Source organism: Clostridia bacterium (assembly GCA_035628995.1).
Taxonomy (GTDB): domain Bacteria; phylum Bacillota; class Clostridia; order Lutisporales; family Lutisporaceae; genus BRH-c25.
The window spans coordinates 65,096-83,689 of record DASPIR010000028.1 but is presented as its reverse complement, the minus strand read 5'-3'; the positions used below and the strand labels follow the sequence as shown (position 1 = coordinate 83,689).

Below are 18,594 nucleotides of genomic sequence, written 5' to 3'. Positions count from 1 at the left end.
TATATCTACTTTTACAACTATGAGCGTATCCAATTAAAAACTAAACTGACACCATACGAAAAACGGTGTCAGTCTGCTTAATTTTATGAAATTCTGCGATAGGGCTTTTTATTTGTGTCCGATTAACGGGTATCAGTTCATACTGATGCAGTGCTTTTGTTTATATATGCTGTATTAATATTCCTTCAACTAATAATACTATACACAATATAAGTTAAAGGAGCAGCCTACAATGGAATGGATTATACATTTTATAGCAATTTGGACAGTCTTTTCGCTACTGGGGGGATGGAAATGGGTGGAGCTCAGAAAGAATATTTGGTGCGGAATAGTTTCATCCATTATACATTTGATTATTGATACAGAAAGGATAACACTTGGACTATACAAAATTACGAACCCTGTTATTTCTATATGGGGCTCGTCTTTCTTCTTCACATTTGGTGCTAGCTTTGTTTCAGGTATGTTGATAGCCATGCTTCAACCTAGAAGAAAGTGGGCTAGAGTTCTTCATGTTCTTATATTTACGCTTGTTTTTACCATTGAAGAATACATGCTTGTTAAGACGGGTGCTGTTGTATATATACACTGGAGTTTACTAACTGGAAGTATCCCTATAAATTTAATGGCAATCACATCATTAAGTTGGTTTTCCATAGTAATATTGGATAAAGGAAGGTAACAAATATGAGCATATACGCCTACGCGGCAGGCATTTTTATTATCGCGACTGCACTGTTCATTTATGGAAAATGGATTAAGGTTAAAGGCTTTTGAGCATCATTCCACCTACCAAGACAACATGCGCAGGTATAAGAAGCTTATTATTATAATTCACATAATTTGATTACCGGAAAAGAGGATAAGGATGAGAATAATATTGGCACCAACGTGATGAGCATGGTGTTGAGTGAAAGTATACCTGTACAGGTATCGGGCAAAGAGCATTTTATCAATGCATATCATAAATGGACATGTTCGGCGGCTCCAATCAAGGAAGCAGGTGAAAGAATATATAACATAGAAAGATTGTTCAATTTGCAGGCAGGAGTAGATCCTTCACAGGATACTCTACCAAAGAGATTGTTGGAAGAACCGATTCCAGATGGTCCATCAAAAGGCAACGTTCACAGATTATCCGAGCTTTTGCCGGAATACTATGCAAATAGAGGATGGGATAATGGTGGAATTCCAACAGCGGAGAGAATATCAAAGCTTGGATTATAATTATCATCCCCTGGGCGCAGAGAGCACCTGGGGGTGTTTTCTATTTACCTTAAGCTAATATGCTTGAATGTATCGAATGAGAAGAAGGGTTGGGGGGTTACGGTATGAAAATCACTGTCAAAATTTTTGACAAGCATCATTGCCATGCGAAATATAATAAAATGAACATATATGACACCTTTGAATTGGATGGTGAATATTCTGGTATCGGGTCAGTCAAAAAAATGTTTAAGGTCAGGGAAGGGTGAGCAAGAATGAAGGCCACAAGAGATACCAAATACAAGGAATGTATGCCTGAAGAAACGGTGGAGCGCATTAAGGGAATATTGAAGGAAATGAATATAGAGCTTGAAGAACACTGGGGGGATACTGGAGTAGAGGGCTTCTATACCCTCAGGGTAAATGTTCCCGGCACAGGCATAGGCTCTAATGGAAAGGGAGCAACCAAGGAATATGCACAAGCAAGCGCTTATGCAGAATTTATGGAAAGAATGCAAAACGATTATTTGAACCTCGGAGATTATGATGAAGATACCTGGAAATATAGAGGCTTTTATTATACGACCGATGAAAAGATAATGAGTGCAGAAGAACTGGCTGAGTCTGACAATTCCTTTGTACGGATGCTAATAAAGGCTGGTGCTGAAGGGCAGCGGAAAATCATTGAAGACCCTGAAAGTAGAGCGGATATAATGGCTTTGTGGCGGTTTCCGATATTCAAAGACTGCAGTGACAAATTCGTGACTGTTCAGTACTACAGTGTGAAAAATAGACGTTATGAATATTTGCCTTATGCAATTTGCAGGAAGCTGTACCGCAGCAATGGAATGTGTTCAGGAAACACACCTGAGGAGGCATTGGTGCAGGGGCTCTCCGAGGTATTCGAAAGGCATGTGAATTTGAAGATTATTAAAGAAAGGATAATGCTTCCGATAATACCGGATTGGTATCTGATGAAATATGAAAGGCTGTACAAAGTAATTAAGGAGCTTGAGGTAGGGGACCGCTATAAAGTATTAGTAAAGGATGGATCACTCGGTAGGGGGTATCCAGTAGTTGTACTTATCATAATAGACAAGGAACGTCAAAGCTATGGGGTTAGGCTTGGTGCACATCCGGAATTTGAAATTGCACTAGAGAGGACACTGACCGAGGCATTACAGGGAAGAAATGTTGAAGTATTTACTAGTCTTAGTATTCTGAGATTTGATAGTGCTGGTGTACAGCTTGCTGATAATGTGACCAACATAGTCAAAGTAGGATTAGGACAATATCCAACAGAGCTTTTTAGCGAAGCTGCTGATTATGAATTTGAACCATTTACGGACATTACGGGAAAATCGAATGGTGAGGTGCTGAAGGATATGCTGGCTCTGATTACTTCCCAGGGGTATGATGTATTGATTAAAGATGCTTCCTACTCGGGTTTTCCAGCATATCAGGTGATTTCACCGGGATTCAGCGAGATACATGAGGCAGATTTGATGAAAGTACAAGAAGTCCGTTCCAACCTGATAGTGAGGACGGCCTTAAGAAGATTGCATAATGCATCGGATGACGAATTAAGGGAGGTAGTAAGCTTTCTAAAGTACAAGCAAAACTCAATAAATGAAGTTACATTTTCTACTCTGGTAGGAGTAGATTTCCATAGCAAGTATCCTGGCGAGGGTTATGAGCACTATTTCTTAATAGGGGCTTGCTTATATAAGCTTGGAAATTATGAGGAGGCTGCTGTAGTTTTTGGATTAGTGGCAAATGGCTTATCCGGTTCAGATGAGAAAGTATATTACCGATGTATTGCCGACTATGCTGCTGCCGTGGCTGAAAATATGCCTGCCAAGGAAATAACTGATATACTTCAACTTTTCTATACTGCTGATATTGTTCGAAAAGTTTGTAAGCAAATGGAGAAGCCTAGGGAAATTATTGAAAGAATCTACCCTGATATTAATTGTTTTAATTGCAGTGAATGTGGTGCAGCAGATAATTGTAATTATAGTGTTTCAAGAAGCATCAAGAGAGCACTTAAGGATAGGCAGTCGACAGCTGCGCTTATGGATTTGCGAGAGCTAGGGATTTAGTGTTTGAGATAGTAAGTTATTGTATCAGGCACCAAAGTTATCCAGTTATTTACATCGGAAGCATCAATAACGTGACAGCTTTGGGGCCTGACTAACGTATTCTATTTTTGTCCGTAATAAGCTCCGGAGCCATGCTTTCTCAGAAAATGTTTATCAAGCAGCTCCTGGTCTATAGCATCCAACCCCGGAGACAAACAATAGGTATGATAGGCCATCATTGAGAGCTCTTCCAATACGACGGCATTATGTACAGCTTCACTGGCATTCTTGCCCCAGGTAAAAGGTCCATGGTTGCTTACAACAACACCAGGAACATGAATAGGATTTATATCATCAAAGGTCTCAACTATAACATTTCCGGTTTCTATTTCATAAGCACTGCTTATCTCATTAACAGTCAATTTTCTAGTACATGGTATACTACCATAGAAGTAATCTGCATGGGTAGTCCCTAAAGCAGGGATTGACCTTCCTGCTTGAGCCCATATAGTTGCCCATTTGGAATGGGTGTGCACAACACCGCCGATTTCTTTAAAGCACTTATAAAGGACCAAATGCGTCGGTGTGTCGGAGGAGGGATTTAGTTTACCTTCTACTACATTTCCATCCAGGTCCACAACAACCAGATCCTCAATTTTAAGTTCGTTATAAGAGACACCGCTCGGTTTTATAACAACTAGATTTTTTTCGCGATCGATGCCACTTGCATTTCCCCATGTATATGTTACAAGACTCTTTCGGGGAAGTTCAAGGTTTGCTTCTAGTACTTGCTCCTTGAGCTCTTTCAGAATCATTCGGAACACCTCTGTTTCACTTCAGCTTTAATGTTCTTGAGTCTCTTCATTACATCATTTATGCCACGGCCAAAATAATCGTGAAGGATTTTATATTCTGCATAAAGTTTATTATATACTTCAACGTTTTCGGGAATTGGTTTGTAGTAATCAGCTCTGACCTTTGCCATATGATTGGCCGCTTCAAGAATAGAATCATATCCGCCATTCTCCTTGCCGGCTGCAAGGGCTGCAAACATTGCTGACCCAAGGGCGGGCGCTTGCGGCGATGCGGATATCCTGATTTCCATGTTGGTGACATCAGCGTATATCTGCATCATTAGACTATTCTTTTCAGCAATGCCGCCTGCCGCGTATAGCGCTGTAATTGGAACACCACTTTCGTTAAATGTATCCACGATCATTCTTGTCCCATATGCCGTCGCTTCTATTAATGCCCGGTATATGTGCTCTGGCTTTGTAGAAAGCGTACATCCTAAAAGCACTCCTGTAAGGTCTGCATCAACAAGCACGGAACGGTTCCCATTCCACCAATCAAGAGCGACCAGTCCGCTTTCTCCGACAGTTAATTTTCCAGCCTTTTCTGTAAGTAGTGTATGAATTGAGGTGCCTTTTTCTTCTGCTTCACGGGTATATTCAGCAGGCACACAGTTTTCCGCAAACCATTCAAAATGATCACCAACGCATGACTGGCCGGCCTCGTAGCCAAAGTATCCAGGGATTACACCGTCTTCTACAACTCCACACATTCCAGGGACCGCTTTCTCCTCAGTACCTAGAAGGATATGGCAGGTAGAAGTTCCCATTACCATAAGCATTTTACCCTCATCAGTAATTCCAACAGCAGGAACAGCCACGTGGGCATCTACATTAGCAACCGCTACGGCAGTTCCAGGCTTCAACCCTATAAGCAATGCTGCTTTTTCAGTTAAGCTTCCTGCTTTTGCACCTATTGGTAGAATATCTGAGCTTAGTTTTGTTTTTACCAAATCTTCGAGCCTTGGGTCTAATGCCTTAAAAAATTCCTTTGAAGGATAGCCCTTTTGCTTATGCCAGATAGCTTTATATCCCGCAGTGCAGCTGTTTCTCTTTTCCTGACCTGTTAACTGCAAAACAATCCAGTCTGTTGCTTCCATTATTCTTCCGGTACTGTTATAAATATCAGGAGCTTCATTAAGTATTTGCCATACCTTTGGAATAACCCACTCGGAGGAAATTTTTCCGCCGTAGCGCTTTAAGAAGTCTTCTCCTCTTTCCTCTGCAATGCGGTTAAGTGCGTTTGCCTCATCCTGCGCAGAGTGGTGCTTCCACAGCTTTACATAAGCATGAGGATTTGTGCGGTACTCTTCATAAAAGCAGAGGGGCGTTCCTTTGGCATCAGTGGGGAGTATGGTACAGGAAGTAAAATCAATACCTACTCCAATAACATCTTCTTCACTGACACCTGCTTCTTTCAATACTGCGGGTATAGTCTCTCTTAAAACATCCAGATAGTCTTGTGGGTGCTGCAGAGCCCAGTCATGTTCCAGCTTGGTTTTGGAATCCGGCAGATACTCATCCATGACACCATGGGGATATGATTTTATCGCTTTAGCAGCTTCATCTCCGCTTTCTACTTCAACTAGTACAGCGCGCCCGGACAGTGTACCAAAATCAACTCCGATGGTATATTTTTTATTCACTTTCACTACCTCCGCTTTCAATGCTATGTATTTCCCGCATAATTAATCAATGTTTAAATAAGTAACTTAAAATGTACTTATTTATTTGGATGAAGCATACGGGTCAGAACTTCCTTGACGTTTTCAGGCTCAAAGATTTCTTTCCAATTTTCTTTATATATTTTTTCAGTTCCATATTGAACAGCAATTTTTGCTGCATCTGAAAATGGATTTGTGCTCTTAAAAACAATAGCAAGAGGTACCTGGATGTGGCCTAAGAGAAAGGAAGTTGCGGCGGCTTCGGGGACGCCTCTTTTAATAGCTTCATCAAGAGCTTCCTTCATAAGGCATACTGCAGATGCAATCACTACTTCGGCAGCGGCCGGCTCAAGCAATGCCATTTGTTCAACAGTTATCCTGTGACAGGTCACAACAGGTGCAAACATATTTATACATATTTGTTCAGCTATTTCAAATTTATTAAACTCGCCACTCATAAATGAAATAACTATGTCTTGCTTTGCAGCTATTCCACCAAAAACATCACGGCGTGCTTCATCTGATTCCTGCTCACCGAATAGCGGGGGATGGCAAGGGTGTGTTACAACGAAGGTACAATCATCTCTTGTACATAATTCACCCGCATAAGCAGCAGCGGGGTCTAGAGTAATAACTGTGGTACCAGGTGTTAACATTGGTACAAGCACATGACTGATTTTTCCAAGCAAGGCATCAGGGAGAGCTAAAATAATATAGTCACTTACAGCTAAGGCATCTTTTGTCTCGGTGACTTTTAAACCTCTTTCCTCAAGATTCTTTATACCCGCAGCACCAGTTTCACAGAAGTGCAGTTTACAATCATGTTTGACAAGATTATCTACAATTCTGCACCCCATTTTGCCACCAGCACCAACGACCGTGATAGATAAGTTTTGATTCATTTGTTACACCTCGCATTACAAATTTTAATAACTATTGCATGACTAAAACATTAAACGTCATACGTATACATTTATAATAAATCTCGGAGTAAAATTTGTCAATAAACTTATATCAAAATAGCCTTCGTCTATTCTGCCGCATGGCTTACAATTATGATGTAATGGTGTATTGACAATTCTGATAATGGATGATATGATTTGGACATAAGTTAAACGTATGATGTTTAATGTATCGCGAAGGACGGAACATATGACGAATATTATGAGGTGATTGTGTGCTTCTGGGAATATCAAGCTATACATATACTTGGTCGGTAGGTGTTCAGGGGTTTGAGCACAGGAGAATGCTCGACAGTATTGAGTTGATTAAGAAGGCAAGTGAATACCGGATAGGTCTGCTGCAAATATGCGATAATATTAAACTGGAAAGCTACTCAAAGGAGCAACTCGTTAGTATTAAAGCTTTTGCGGACTTTAAGAACATTGTGCTGGAAGTTGGCACAAGAGGCACTGAAATAAACCATATGCTGAAGTTCTTGGATATATGCAAAATTCTTGGCGCTAAGACACTTCGAACAATTATCCATTCACCGTCTCAGCCAGTGACCATAAAAGAAGCTGAGAATAATTTTAAAAGTGTCATCAAGAGATTTGAGGAAGAAAACATCGTAATAGTTATAGAGAATCATGATAAGCATAAAGTGGATGAACTTATCAGTATTATTGAGGGTGTAAAAAGCGAGAGTCTTAAGATATGCCTGGATACAGTAAATTCCTTTGGAGCGCTGGAAAGTCCGGATTATGTTATAGATAAGCTGTCGCCATATGTGGGAAACATACATTTAAAGGATTTTACCATTGAAAGAGTGGGACACCAAATGGGGTTTTCAATAGTCGGTACCGCTGCAGGTCAGGGGATGCTTGACTGCAGCAAGGTTATAGAACTTGCTGTTGAAAAGGATGTCAATATAGTCTTGGAGCTGTGGACACCTTATACAAACAGCATAGAAGAAACAATTGAGAAAGAAGAAAATTGGGCTCATCAAAGTATTGAATATATTAAACAGGCTATATGCAGCTATGAATAAAATATGAATTAGCTGCTTGATGGTATATATTAGGCGAAACATAAATACTGACAATATTTAATAAGTGCGTCCTATTTGGTATACTTATCTAAAAATGATAAAAATAGGAGAGTTTACATGGGAGATTTTAAGGTTATTTCAAAGGTAAAAGATTCAGCGGTAGATGTGGTCATTAATAATATTAAGCGATTAATAATCAGTAAACAGATTGATATTGGAGACAAACTGCCATCAGAGTTTGAACTTGCAGAGATGATGGGAGTGAGTCGAGGCTCTGTCAGAGAGGCAATGAAGATACTGAATGCAATAGGTGTTGTCGAGATTAAGAGGGGTGACGGAACCTACGTCACACAGGATACAAGCAGGGCAATTATTGACCCTCTGATGTTTAAAATGCTGACCAGTGAAGCATCGCTGCGGGAATTGGTTGAACTAAGGGAATTCATTGAGATGGCAGTAGGAGACCTTATAGTTGCTAATGCTACACAGGAGGACATAAAGCTGCTAGAAATCATTAACCAGGACATGAAGGATGTTTATAGTAAAAAAGGAAATTGTGTTGAACTAGGTAAGATGGATATTTTATTTCACAAAACCATGGGTAAAATCACTAACAACGTTCTTGTCGAGATGATATATTCATATGTGGTAGACTTTTTGGGAGCTACTATTGAAGCCACGTATCAAAACTATAAAGAAAATGCCAAGTATTCAATTACAGTGCACGAGGAGATGATTGAAGCATTTAAAAAGAAGGACAGAGAGTATGCAACTGAGAAAGTTAAGAACTCCATTAAACAATGGAAACAATTAACCACACAATATGGGAGGGGAGCTTTATGATTTTAGATGCACATCTTCATCTAGGGTATGACTATGTATTTGATAAGGAACAGACAGAGGCGGAGCTGATCGAAGCGTGTGAGAAGTATGGTGTGACTGGTGGAATTGTACAGCCGCTAATACCAAGACCTTATATTGAGGATACAATGAAAATACATAATAGGATCCACAAATTCTGCATCGATAATCCAGGTAGATTTTGGGGAATGATTTCAATGGACCCTCATTTTAGACCGGAAGATTACGAAAAAGAGGCTAAACGTTGTGTTAATGAACTTGGATTTGTAGGAATAAAGATCACGCCCATTGCCCATGCAGTACATCCTGCAAGTAAAGATGCATTTACTGTGTATGAGATAGCAAGATCCCTGGATGTCCCGGTTATGATTCATACTGGAGCAGGAATGCCCTTTTCAGATCCTGTGAGCATTATACCGGCAGCAGAAGCCTTTCCGGATTTGAAGATTGTACTGGCTCATGCTGGACAGGATTTACTCTCTCCACAGGCGCTTTATCTTGCTAAAACCTTTAAAAATGTTTATCTGGAACCGAGTTGGGTAAATGTTTTAAATATTAAAAACTTCATTAGTACAATCGGAGCCACCAAGATAATGTTCTCATCAGATATGATTCCAAATACACCCGTAGAGATTGCAAAATACAAGCAAGCAGTTAAAGACCCAGTACAGCTTGAACAGATAATGTATAAAACTGTAAAAGAGGTATACAGACTTAAGATATAAGGGGTTTGATTATGGATAAGAATGAAGTTTTCTTGAGACTCAGTGGTATAAGCAAGGCCTTCCCCGGGGTACAAGCATTAAAGAATGTTGGGTTTGAAATAAAAAGAGGGGAAGTACATGCTATATGTGGTGAGAATGGTGCAGGAAAAAGCACACTTATGAATATACTGGCGGGTAATTATTCAAAGGACGAAGGAACCATAGAAATCGATGGAAAAGCCATCGAAATCAGAAATCATGCACATTCTCTCGAACTTGGCATAAGTGTTGTTTATCAGGAAAGAAGCCTGGTACCAAATCTTAACGTTGCTGAAAATATCTTTGTTGAACGACAGTATACAAATAAATTTGGCTTTATTGAAAATAAAAAAATGAATGAAATGACACAAAAGCTTTGCACTGAAATAAAGCTAGACGTTCAACCAACTGATATTGTTGGCTACTTAACTCCTGCACAACAGCAAATGGTTGAAATTGCAAAGGCACTGTCATATAAGAGTAAAATATTGATACTTGATGAACCTACGGCTGCATTGACTGAACGCGAAACAAAAGTTCTGTTTGAGGTTATAGGAAAATTGAAAAATGAAGGTATCTCAGTTATATATATTTCACATCGCCTTCAGGAGCTTTTTGAAATTGCAGATAGAGTTACAGTGCTCAAGGATGGGAAATATGTTGGAACACAATCAATCACAGAATTGGACATAAATACAATAATTAATATGATGGTAGGAAGGGATCTCCAGGTTGATGTATATTCACCATGCTACAAAGATGAGATAGTTTTTGAAACAAGACATCTGACGTCATACAAATATAGGGATATCACATTCAAGCTTCATAAAGGGGAAATTCTTGGATTTTCCGGGCTTGCAGGAGCTGGGAGAACTGAGCTTTTCAGAGGTATAATCGGAGCTGATCCGATAATCTCCGGAGAAATTTATATTAACGGTAAGGAAACAAAAATCAGAAATACTGTTGATGCGATAAACAATGGAATAGGCTATTTGCCTGAGGATAGGAAAGAACATGGACTATTTTTAAATATGAGCATTGCTGAAAATATTATTTCTGGGAAACTTGAAAGTATATGCACTAACGGTATGATTCATAATAAAAAAATAAACATTGTTGCAGATGAATACAAGAATAAGCTTAATATAGCAACGCCAAGCGTAGAAAAAATAGTTGGTGAACTTTCAGGAGGAAACCAGCAAAAGGTAGTTTTCGCAAAATGGCTTCTTGTTAATTCTAAAATACTTATAATTGACGAGCCTACCCGAGGTATAGATGTAGGTGCCAAATCAGAGATATACAAGCTAATCAGGGAACTCTCTGCAAGTGGTACAAGCATTGTAGTCATATCTTCGGATCTTCCAGAGATACTGACAATCAGCGACAGAATTGTTGTTATGTACAATGGCGCACAAATGGGGGAACTAAATAGAGAGGAAGCAACTGAAGAAAAGGTTATGCAGTTGGCTTCTGGATTTAACAATTGAGTAAAGGTAGGGGATTTATTTGGACTCAAAGCAGTTTATTACTGTTAATAATGACAAAAAACGAGTAAATCATTTTAAGAATATAGGCCTGTATATACTAAAAAACAGAACGATTACCTTGTTTTTTCTCATACTTATAGTATCGATTGTTGCAAGTATGGTATATAAAACTTTCCCGACAGCTGCAAACTTTAGAGCTATCATATTGAACATGTCAATCGATACTATAATTGCAATAGGTATGATGATTTTACTGATCTCTGGTGTTTTTGACCTTTCAGTAGGCTCAGTAATAGCTTTGTCTGGTGCAATTGCAGCCAGGTTGGTTTATTATCAGCACTTTAATACGTGGGTCGCAATTGCAATCACTATGCTGATTTGTTTAGCAATTGGTCTTTTCAATGGAGTCATGATTGCAAAAGTTGGTGTTAATCCAATGATTGTCGGTATCTCAATGATGGGTATTTTAAGGGGAGTTGCAATGCTTGTTGCTGGTTCTGGGATAGCCAACCTTCCTAAGGAATTTATAAAAATTGCTGATATTCAGTTATTAGGTTTTAGAATACCAGTGTGGTACATGCTCATTTTGGTTTTGATTTTTAATTTACTTGTTACCAAGACTAAATTTTTCAAGAGATATTTTTATATAGGTGGAAATGAAAAAGCAGCAATGCTGTCGGGTATTAATGTATCAAAGATGAGGATTATTTCTTTTATGATTTCTTCCGGACTGGCTGGATTAGGAGGAATAATACTTACTTCGCGTCTTGGAGCAGCAGTGTCCTCAACTGGACAAAGTATGGAAATGAGAGCAATAACAGCCTGCATACTCGGCGGAGCAAGCTTGGCGGGTGGACAGGGCGGAATAGTCGGAGCAGCACTTGGCACGCTTTTTATGGGACTTATTAATAACCTGATGGTTATATCAAAGGTTTCAACTAACTGGCAGAGTATAGTAATCGGTGTAATATTAATGCTGGCTATTACTCTTGACGTTTTTATAACAAAGCGTACAAGAGTTAAGAATTAAAAATAGCAATATATTGTCTATTAAAAGAGGAGGATTAATCATGAAAAAAAGTTATCCAAAAGTTCTATCTTTATTGCTCGCACTCACAATGGTATTGGTTATGATGTTGTCAGGCTGCACAGCAGAAGAGCCTGCACCACCGGCAGTAGCAACTGGCAGCACAGATAAGGTAGATGTATCCAACGAAGAGTATGTTTGGATAAGCTGCTTGTCAGGTTTCCCGTTATTCGTTGAGAACGACCAAGTTGGATTGAAAAAGTTCGGTGAAGAGTATGGAGTTAAGGTTACAATAGCTGGTCCATCAGAATATGACATCGCAGGTACGGTAAAAACAATAGAAGAGGTTATTGCAAGAAAACCAGCCGGAATAATGGTGCTTGGTATGGAATCCTCCCTTACAGGAGGGATAAATAAAATAGTCGAAGCGGGCATCCCTTGTGTAGTTGTAGACGCTGACATAAGCACCTCCAAGAGACAGGCCTTTATAGGAACTGATTGGTATGATGTTGGAATAGCACATGCTGAGCAAATGGTAAAGCACACTGGAGGCAAAGGCAAAGTAGCTGTAGTATATATAAAAGGCGCTGAAAACATGGAGCTTGCACTGAAGGGTTACAAGGAGTACTTGCAAGCTTATCCTGAAATGACAGTTGTAGATGCATTTAACTCAGAGTCCAACCCGGAGGTTGCAGCAAGAGTTACAGCAGATATATTGGCAGCTTATCCTGACATAGCAGGAATCTCAGGCTTTGACGGCGCAACACCTGGTATAGGAACTGCTCTTAAAGAAGCAGGCAAAGCAGGAAAAATAGCAGTAACAGGCATGAATGTTGACGCAGCACAGATTGGACTGCTTGAAGAAGGAGTATTCAATTCTCTTGTTGGTCAGAAGAGACAGCTGTTTACATACTACGGTGCAAAATTGCTTTATGATATGAACCATTCACCGGCATCAGTAAGCAAAGATGACAAAGCACTTGGAGTAACTAATATACCAGTGAATATTAATACAGGAATATTTATAGTTGATAAGGACAATGTTAAAGCATTTAAAGGCGAAAAATAAAGTATTTGTCAAGGGCAGGGATTCATACCTGTCCTTGACTCTAAAAAAATTTATAAATAAAAAGAGGTGTATTTTATGAAAGCTGCAGTCTTATATGCACCCTTTGATATGAGGGTAGAAGAAGTCAGCACACCGGATTGTGGAATGGATCAGGTACTTGTCAAGGTTAAAGCGGCAGGGATATGCGGCAGTGACGTGCATTTTTATGAAGGAACACATCCTTATAAGAACTATCCTCGTATACATGGGCATGAATTTGCAGGGGAAATAGTAAAGCTAGGTGGGAATGCATCTGGATTTTCAGTTGGGGATCATGTTGTAATTGAGCCACTCAAAGCATGTGGAAAGTGTTACCCATGCAGACACGGAAAATACAATTGCTGTACAAAGCTTCAGGTAATCGGTGCACATACTGATGGCGGGTTTGCGGAATATATAGCAGTTGAAACTAAAAACCTTCATAAAATCCCACAGGATATGCCGTTTGAAATGGCTGCAGCGCTGGAACCATATTCAATCGGCGCACATTGCAGCAACAGAGCTGAAATAACATCTGGGGAAGTTGTTTTGATTCTTGGAGCTGGGGCAATTGGACTGACAGTAACAGATTATGCAAAGTTATTGGGCGCAAGGGTTATTGTTGTAGACACTTCACAGACAAGATTAGAGCTTGCTAAAAGTATGGGGGCTGATGACGTTATAAATCCTTTAGCTGAGGATGTTAATGCCAGAGTGATGCAGCTTACTGATAATGAGGGAGCGGGAATTGTTATTGAAGCCACAGGAGTTGCGAAAGTAATGGAAAATACTGAAAACCTTGTAGCCTCCGGGGGTAAGATAATTATTATAGGTCTTACTAATGATAAAGTAGCGTTTACTGGAATTAATTTTACTAAGAATGAAATGACTGTTCTGGGATCTAGAAATAGTGCAAATGAATTTCCGCAGATCATAGCTGATGCAAGCAGCGGAAAAATACATCCGGAATTGTTGGTCACCCACAGGTTTAAGTTTGACAACGTGGTCGAAGCGTTTAAATATGCTAAGGATAATATTAGCAGTGTAGGAAAAATAGTGCTTATATTTGATTAGTACAATAACTAGCAGATAAGAAAGGAAGATGTTTATGATACAGACATCGTTGTTCATAGGAACTAAGGGTATGCCCGAAATTCCATGTGCGCATCTCTATCATGATGAAATAGAACTAAATGTCGGGAAGGCTGCACGATTTGGTTTCGATGCAGTAGAAATAATCATAAGTGATCCGGAAACATTTGATTGGAAAACCCTTGATTTGGCTTTGAAAAATAGTAATATCAAGCTTTCCTGCATAAATAGCGGACGCATGGCTTTGGAATATGGGTTAACACTTGTACATGAAGATGAAAAAATAAGGCTTAAAGCTTTTGATAAATTAAAGGCTATGGTTAATATAGCAGAAAATTTCAACTGCCCGGTAAACATAGGTTTGTTTAGAGGAAGAGCATTAGAGTTTAAGCCGATCTCCTATACTAGAGATATGTTTGTTGAAATAATGAAGCAAGCATGCAAATATGCGGGACAACATAATGTGAAAATTAATTTTGAGCCTACCAATAGGTTTGAAATCAATTTTATAAATACAACGGATGATGGAATAGACATAATAAATAGGGTAGGGGCTTCTAACCTTGGGCTCTTGCTTGATTTATACCATATTTATATTGAAGATAAAAGTCTTGAAGAGAGTATTATAAAAGCAAAGGATATCGTAAGGCACTTCCATTTTTCAGACAGTGACAGATGGCCTGCCGGGATAGGCCATGGAGAATTTGATTTTGTAAAGTTGATTAAATTGCTTGATGTAATAGGTTATAAGGGATTTTTATCAGAAGGACTTGTACCTGCTGAGAATGTGGATGAATGTGCCATTCAGACAGCCTCATTTCTAAAGAAGCTAATTAGCCAATATTGTGTGTAGCAGATTAATACATATATAAAATAAATTGGAGTTGATAGTTTTGGCAAATATACAATATCTGGAACAAAAAGCGAAGAATGTAAGATGCAATATTATTGAAATGATAGGTCATGGAAAAGCCGGACATTTTGGCGGATCATGCTCAATTGCTGATATAGCTACAGCACTATATTTCTATAAGATGAATCATAACCCAAAGAATCCTGCCATGAAAGGTAGGGATATATTTATTTTAAGCAAGGGACATTCTGCTCCTGCGCAATATGCATGTCTTGCAGAGGCTGGATATTTTGATAAAACAGAGCTTAAAAACCTGAAAAAACTTCATACCAGGTTGCAAGGACACCCGGATGTAAGAAAACTTGTGGGTATTGAAGGGAATACCGGCTCCCTTGGGCAGGGATTATCTATAGCTGCAGGTATAGCTTCAGCATTTAAGATGGATGGCATCAATTCGAAGGTATATTCTGTTGTTGGGGATGGAGAACTTCAGGAAGGACAGATATGGGAAGCAGCAATGGCTGCATCAAAATTCAAGCTTGATAATCTTGTAGCAATAATAGATAATAATGGACTCCAGGCAACAGATTTTATTGATAAATCTATAGGCTGCAATAATATTAAAGGAAAATTTGAGTCTTTCGGCTGGACTGTCATAGAATGTGATGGTCACAATATGAAAGAGATTGTGGAAGCCCTTGATAAGTTGGACAACCTATCTGGAGCTCCTGTTGCAATTATTGCACATACAGTAAAGGGTAAAGGCATAGCGTGTGCCGAAAACAACCCTGCATTCCACAATGGAACGCTGACTAAAGAACAATACGAACAACTTATGGAAGTTTATCAATAATAATTTAATGAGCTTGGAGGTAAAACAATGGGCAACCAACGACAGGTCTTTGGAGAAACACTTGTGGAAATAGGGCATGAGGATGAAAGAATTGTAGTTCTTGAAGCAGATTTGGGAAAATCTACAATGACATGTCTATTTAAAAATGAATTTCCTAATAGATATTTTGAAATGGGAATAGCAGAGGCTAATATGACATCCTTTGCAGCAGGTCTTGCACTCGCCGGTAAAATACCCTTTACAAATAGCTTCGCTGTATTTTCTGGAGGCAGGGCTTTTGACCAGATAAGACAAGGAATTTGTACTGCCAATTTAAATGTAAAAATACAAGGCTCATCTTCTGGCTTTTCTGACTACGGTGATGGAGCAACACATCAATGTATTGAAGATTTAGCAATAATGTGTGCACTCCCAAATATGACAGTCCTCGTACCTATGGATGCTGCTGAAACAAAAAAAATCGTAAAAGCGGCAGTGGGTCACAATGGGCCTGTTTATATAAGAAATACTAGATCAGAAACACCTGATTTGAGCGATGCTGAAAAGCCGTTTGTAATTGGAGAACCTGAGGTTATCAGAGAAGGCAACGATATCGTGATTTTTGCCTGCGGTGTCATGGTCTCAAAGGCAGTGGAAGCAGCTTCGACTTTGGAAGGTGAAGGATTGTCTATACGTGTTGTTAATGTAAGTACTCTAAAACCTTTTCCATATAAAAAAGTCTGTGAGCTTTCACAAGGCTTCAAGGGTGTTGTTACAGCTGAGGAGCATTCAATAATAGGCGGTTTGTCAGCCTCAGTAGCTTTCGGCCTTAAGGGTATTGCGATACCAATAGAATGTGTTGCAGTAGAAGATGTGTTTGGTCAGTCAGCTGAAAAACATGAGGATCTGCTATCGGAATACAAGCTTACTGCGGAATCAATTTGTGATAAGGTACATAAATTCATATAGAAAGAGGTGTATATAATGTCTTTAAGAATAGGATTCATTGGTTTAGGAATAATGGGAAAGCCCATGTCTAAGAATCTGCTAAAAAAGGGATATGAGCTGATTGTCTATGATTTAAATGAAGATGCAGTTAAAAATGTGGCAGAATGCGGAGCACAAGCAGGAACAAGCTGTAAAAACGTTGCAGAGAATAGTGATATTGTCATCACAATGCTCCAGAATTCACCTCATGTTGAAAAAGCACTTCTTGGGGAAAATGGAGTTTGTGACGGGGCGCGTCCTGGTACAATTGTTATTGATATGAGTTCAATTAATCCCACAGTATCACAGAAGCTCTTTGGCATACTTGCAGATAAAGGCATGGAAATGCTTGATGCTCCAGTATCCGGAGGTGAACCAAAAGCTATAGATGGAACCCTTTCGATTATGGTGGGTGGTAAGGAAGAGATATTTAATAAGGTGAAGGATATATTGCTTTGTATGGGAAGTAGTACAGTCTATGTTGGCGAAATAGGAAGTGGAAACATAACAAAGCTTGCAAATCAAATAATCGTTGCTTTGAATATCGCAGCTATGGGTGAGGCACTTTCACTTGCAACTAAAGCTGGAGTAGATCCCGAAAGAGTATACCAGGCTATTCGGGGTGGACTCGCAGGCAGCACAGTTCTTGATGCAAAGGCTCCCATGGTATTTAACAGAAATTTTAAACCAGGTTTCAGGATAGAGCTTCATATAAAGGATTTAAGAAATGCCATTGATGCAGGCAAATCAACTGATATGCCATTGCCACTTACTGAGAAGGCACTTGATATGATGATAGATTTGGAGAAAGACGGGATGGGCGCTTGCGATCATAGTGCACTTGTACGTTATTATGAGAAATTAGCAGGAATAGAAGTAAAGCCCATAAGTGAATAATCTGGTCACTTATGTGATTGCAGGCTATGTCTTGATAGGCAGGTATAATATCTGTCTGTCAAGACTTATTGTAAACATAAATACAATACGAGAGGTAATTTAGCATGAGGATAGGTATATGCGCTAATATGAATTCAACTAGAGATGACGGAATTGGTGCAGAATGGATTGACATATACAAGAAAGCCGGATATGACTATGTAGAGTTGCCACTTGCACAGATTATGCAGTTAAATGATAAAGAGTATGGGGCTTTACTTACAAAGCTTGAGCAATCAGGATTAAAATGTCAGGCATGTAATAATTTTTACCCGGCTCATATAAAGCTTATAGGTGAGCAATTCAACAGTTTTGACTTTTTAGAGTACACAAAGAAGGCTGCAGAAAGAGCAAAAGGACTAGGGGCAGAAATTATAGTATTTGGCAGTGCTGGGGCTAGAAACGTTCCAAACAATGTGGATATGAATGAAGCAAAAAAACAGCTGATAGATAGACTAAACATAATTGGTGATATTATAAAAGAGAATGGAATTCATATTGCTATAGAGCACCTGAATAGAACTGAAAGCAACATAATCAATACTTTTGCAGAGGGGCTCGATATAGCTAAACAGGTAGGACATCCACATATCAAATGTTTGATAGATTACTATCACTTTACAGTCGGAAATGAAACAGTTCAGAGCATAAAAGCGGGGCAAGGATACATAGTCCATGCCCATTTCGCAAGCACGTTGGAGAGATACATAGCCACTTTTGAACACAATTTGGAGTATAGTGCTTTTTTTAAAGAACTGAAAGAGTGTGGATTGCCGGGTAGAATAAGTATTGAGGCATACTCAAAAAACATTGAAAAAGAAGCTGAAGAGGGGTTAGGGTTTCTGCGGGGGCTTTTAAGCAGGAGCGGAGTAATTTAGCTGTGGAAAATTGAGTCGC

The 18,594-nt window shown here is 39.2% G+C and carries 19 protein-coding genes; 16 read left to right on the top strand and 3 right to left on the bottom strand.

Annotation, left to right across the window (positions count from 1 at the left end):
• Positions 1–298 precede the first annotated feature (298 nt).
• The 4 genes from VEB00_12790 to VEB00_12775 all read left to right on the top strand — a co-directional run bounded on the left by VEB00_12790 (position 299) and on the right by VEB00_12775 (position 3,308).
• A complete protein-coding gene (locus VEB00_12790; GenBank protein ID HYF83893.1) occupies positions 299–682 on the top strand; it encodes a hypothetical protein in 384 nt (127 codons plus the stop codon).
• A gap of 212 nt (positions 683–894) precedes the next feature.
• Positions 895–1,227, top strand: coding sequence for an aldehyde ferredoxin oxidoreductase C-terminal domain-containing protein (locus VEB00_12785; GenBank protein HYF83892.1), 333 nt, complete (start codon positions 895–897; stop codon positions 1,225–1,227).
• Positions 1,228–1,331: 104 nt separating this feature from the next.
• The gene (locus VEB00_12780) at positions 1,332–1,475 is read left to right on the top strand and encodes a hypothetical protein (GenBank protein ID HYF83891.1); all 144 of its coding nucleotides are present in this window, start codon (positions 1,332–1,334) and stop codon (positions 1,473–1,475) included.
• A 6-nt stretch (positions 1,476–1,481) separates the two neighbouring features.
• On the top strand, positions 1,482–3,308 hold the full coding sequence (locus VEB00_12775) for a YcaO-like family protein (GenBank protein ID HYF83890.1): 1,827 nt from the start codon (positions 1,482–1,484) through the stop codon (positions 3,306–3,308).
• Positions 3,309–3,409: 101 nt separating this feature from the next.
• Here VEB00_12775 and araD read toward each other — a convergent pair whose 3' ends face one another.
• From araD to VEB00_12760, 3 genes are all read right to left on the bottom strand, one after another.
• Positions 3,410–4,099: an L-ribulose-5-phosphate 4-epimerase gene (gene araD, locus VEB00_12770; protein HYF83889.1), complete on the bottom strand. Its 690-nt coding sequence runs from the start codon at positions 4,097–4,099 to the stop codon at positions 3,410–3,412.
• Positions 4,099–5,784 carry a ribulokinase gene (araB, locus tag VEB00_12765; protein HYF83888.1) on the bottom strand — a complete coding sequence of 562 codons (1,686 nt, stop codon included), beginning with the start codon at positions 5,782–5,784 and terminating at the stop codon, positions 4,099–4,101. The genes araD and araB overlap by 1 nt, the downstream gene beginning before the upstream one ends.
• Before the next feature lie 77 nt (positions 5,785–5,861).
• Positions 5,862–6,704, bottom strand: a complete 843-nt coding sequence (locus tag VEB00_12760; GenBank protein ID HYF83887.1) for a phosphogluconate dehydrogenase C-terminal domain-containing protein — start codon at positions 6,702–6,704, stop codon at positions 5,862–5,864.
• Between the two features lie 275 nt (positions 6,705–6,979).
• On the opposite strand from VEB00_12760, the gene VEB00_12755 reads away from it, so the two are divergent.
• The 12 genes from VEB00_12755 to VEB00_12700 all read left to right on the top strand — a co-directional run bounded on the left by VEB00_12755 (position 6,980) and on the right by VEB00_12700 (position 18,575).
• Positions 6,980–7,792 (top strand): TIM barrel protein, encoded by an 813-nt coding sequence (locus VEB00_12755; GenBank protein ID HYF83886.1) that lies wholly within the window; start codon positions 6,980–6,982, stop codon positions 7,790–7,792.
• Positions 7,793–7,909: 117 nt separating this feature from the next.
• A complete protein-coding gene (locus tag VEB00_12750) occupies positions 7,910–8,635 on the top strand; it encodes a GntR family transcriptional regulator (protein ID HYF83885.1) in 726 nt (241 codons plus the stop codon).
• Complete coding sequence (locus tag VEB00_12745; GenBank protein ID HYF83884.1) at positions 8,632–9,378, top strand: amidohydrolase family protein; 747 nt, start codon at positions 8,632–8,634, stop codon at positions 9,376–9,378. The genes VEB00_12750 and VEB00_12745 overlap by 4 nt, the downstream gene beginning before the upstream one ends.
• Positions 9,379–9,389: 11 nt before the next feature.
• The gene (locus VEB00_12740; protein ID HYF83883.1) at positions 9,390–10,883 is read left to right on the top strand and encodes a sugar ABC transporter ATP-binding protein; all 1,494 of its coding nucleotides are present in this window, start codon (positions 9,390–9,392) and stop codon (positions 10,881–10,883) included.
• Positions 10,884–10,902: 19 nt separating this feature from the next.
• On the top strand, positions 10,903–11,913 hold the full coding sequence (locus VEB00_12735; protein ID HYF83882.1) for an ABC transporter permease: 1,011 nt from the start codon (positions 10,903–10,905) through the stop codon (positions 11,911–11,913).
• A 40-nt stretch (positions 11,914–11,953) separates the two neighbouring features.
• Positions 11,954–12,979 (top strand): substrate-binding domain-containing protein, encoded by a 1,026-nt coding sequence (locus VEB00_12730; GenBank protein ID HYF83881.1) that lies wholly within the window; start codon positions 11,954–11,956, stop codon positions 12,977–12,979.
• A 75-nt stretch (positions 12,980–13,054) separates the two neighbouring features.
• Complete coding sequence (locus tag VEB00_12725; protein ID HYF83880.1) at positions 13,055–14,071, top strand: zinc-binding alcohol dehydrogenase family protein; 1,017 nt, start codon at positions 13,055–13,057, stop codon at positions 14,069–14,071.
• A 34-nt stretch (positions 14,072–14,105) separates the two neighbouring features.
• Positions 14,106–14,942, top strand: a complete 837-nt coding sequence (locus tag VEB00_12720; protein HYF83879.1) for a sugar phosphate isomerase/epimerase family protein — start codon at positions 14,106–14,108, stop codon at positions 14,940–14,942.
• Positions 14,943–14,982: 40 nt separating this feature from the next.
• A complete protein-coding gene (locus VEB00_12715) occupies positions 14,983–15,795 on the top strand; it encodes a transketolase (GenBank protein HYF83878.1) in 813 nt (270 codons plus the stop codon).
• A 27-nt stretch (positions 15,796–15,822) separates the two neighbouring features.
• Entirely contained in the window at positions 15,823–16,743 is a 921-nt protein-coding gene (locus tag VEB00_12710) for a transketolase C-terminal domain-containing protein (protein ID HYF83877.1), read from the top strand.
• Between the two features lie 15 nt (positions 16,744–16,758).
• Positions 16,759–17,658: a 2-hydroxy-3-oxopropionate reductase gene (garR, locus tag VEB00_12705; protein HYF83876.1), complete on the top strand. Its 900-nt coding sequence runs from the start codon at positions 16,759–16,761 to the stop codon at positions 17,656–17,658.
• 104 nt (positions 17,659–17,762) lie between these two features.
• Entirely contained in the window at positions 17,763–18,575 is an 813-nt protein-coding gene (locus VEB00_12700; GenBank protein HYF83875.1) for a sugar phosphate isomerase/epimerase family protein, read from the top strand.
• The last annotated feature ends 19 nt before the right edge of the window (positions 18,576–18,594 follow it).

Bases quoted from the DNA above. Each gene is read 5' to 3' on its own strand.
- VEB00_12745 (HYF83884.1), top strand. From the start codon at position 8,632: ATGATTTTAGATGCACATCTTCATCTAGGGTATGACTATGTATTTGAT.
- VEB00_12700 (HYF83875.1), top strand. From the start codon at position 17,763: ATGAGGATAGGTATATGCGCTAATATGAATTCAACTAGAGATGACGGA.
- VEB00_12725 (HYF83880.1), top strand. From the start codon at position 13,055: ATGAAAGCTGCAGTCTTATATGCACCCTTTGATATGAGGGTAGAAGAA.
- VEB00_12760 (HYF83887.1), bottom strand. From the start codon at position 6,704: ATGAATCAAAACTTATCTATCACGGTCGTTGGTGCTGGTGGCAAAATG.
- VEB00_12710 (HYF83877.1), top strand. From the start codon at position 15,823: ATGGGCAACCAACGACAGGTCTTTGGAGAAACACTTGTGGAAATAGGG.
- VEB00_12775 (HYF83890.1), top strand. From the start codon at position 1,482: ATGAAGGCCACAAGAGATACCAAATACAAGGAATGTATGCCTGAAGAA.
- VEB00_12730 (HYF83881.1), top strand. From the start codon at position 11,954: ATGAAAAAAAGTTATCCAAAAGTTCTATCTTTATTGCTCGCACTCACA.
- VEB00_12720 (HYF83879.1), top strand. From the start codon at position 14,106: ATGATACAGACATCGTTGTTCATAGGAACTAAGGGTATGCCCGAAATT.
- VEB00_12740 (HYF83883.1), top strand. From the start codon at position 9,390: ATGGATAAGAATGAAGTTTTCTTGAGACTCAGTGGTATAAGCAAGGCC.
- VEB00_12750 (HYF83885.1), top strand. From the start codon at position 7,910: ATGGGAGATTTTAAGGTTATTTCAAAGGTAAAAGATTCAGCGGTAGAT.
- VEB00_12780 (HYF83891.1), top strand. From the start codon at position 1,332: ATGAAAATCACTGTCAAAATTTTTGACAAGCATCATTGCCATGCGAAA.
- VEB00_12785 (HYF83892.1), top strand. From the start codon at position 895: ATGAGCATGGTGTTGAGTGAAAGTATACCTGTACAGGTATCGGGCAAA.
- garR (HYF83876.1), top strand. From the start codon at position 16,759: ATGTCTTTAAGAATAGGATTCATTGGTTTAGGAATAATGGGAAAGCCC.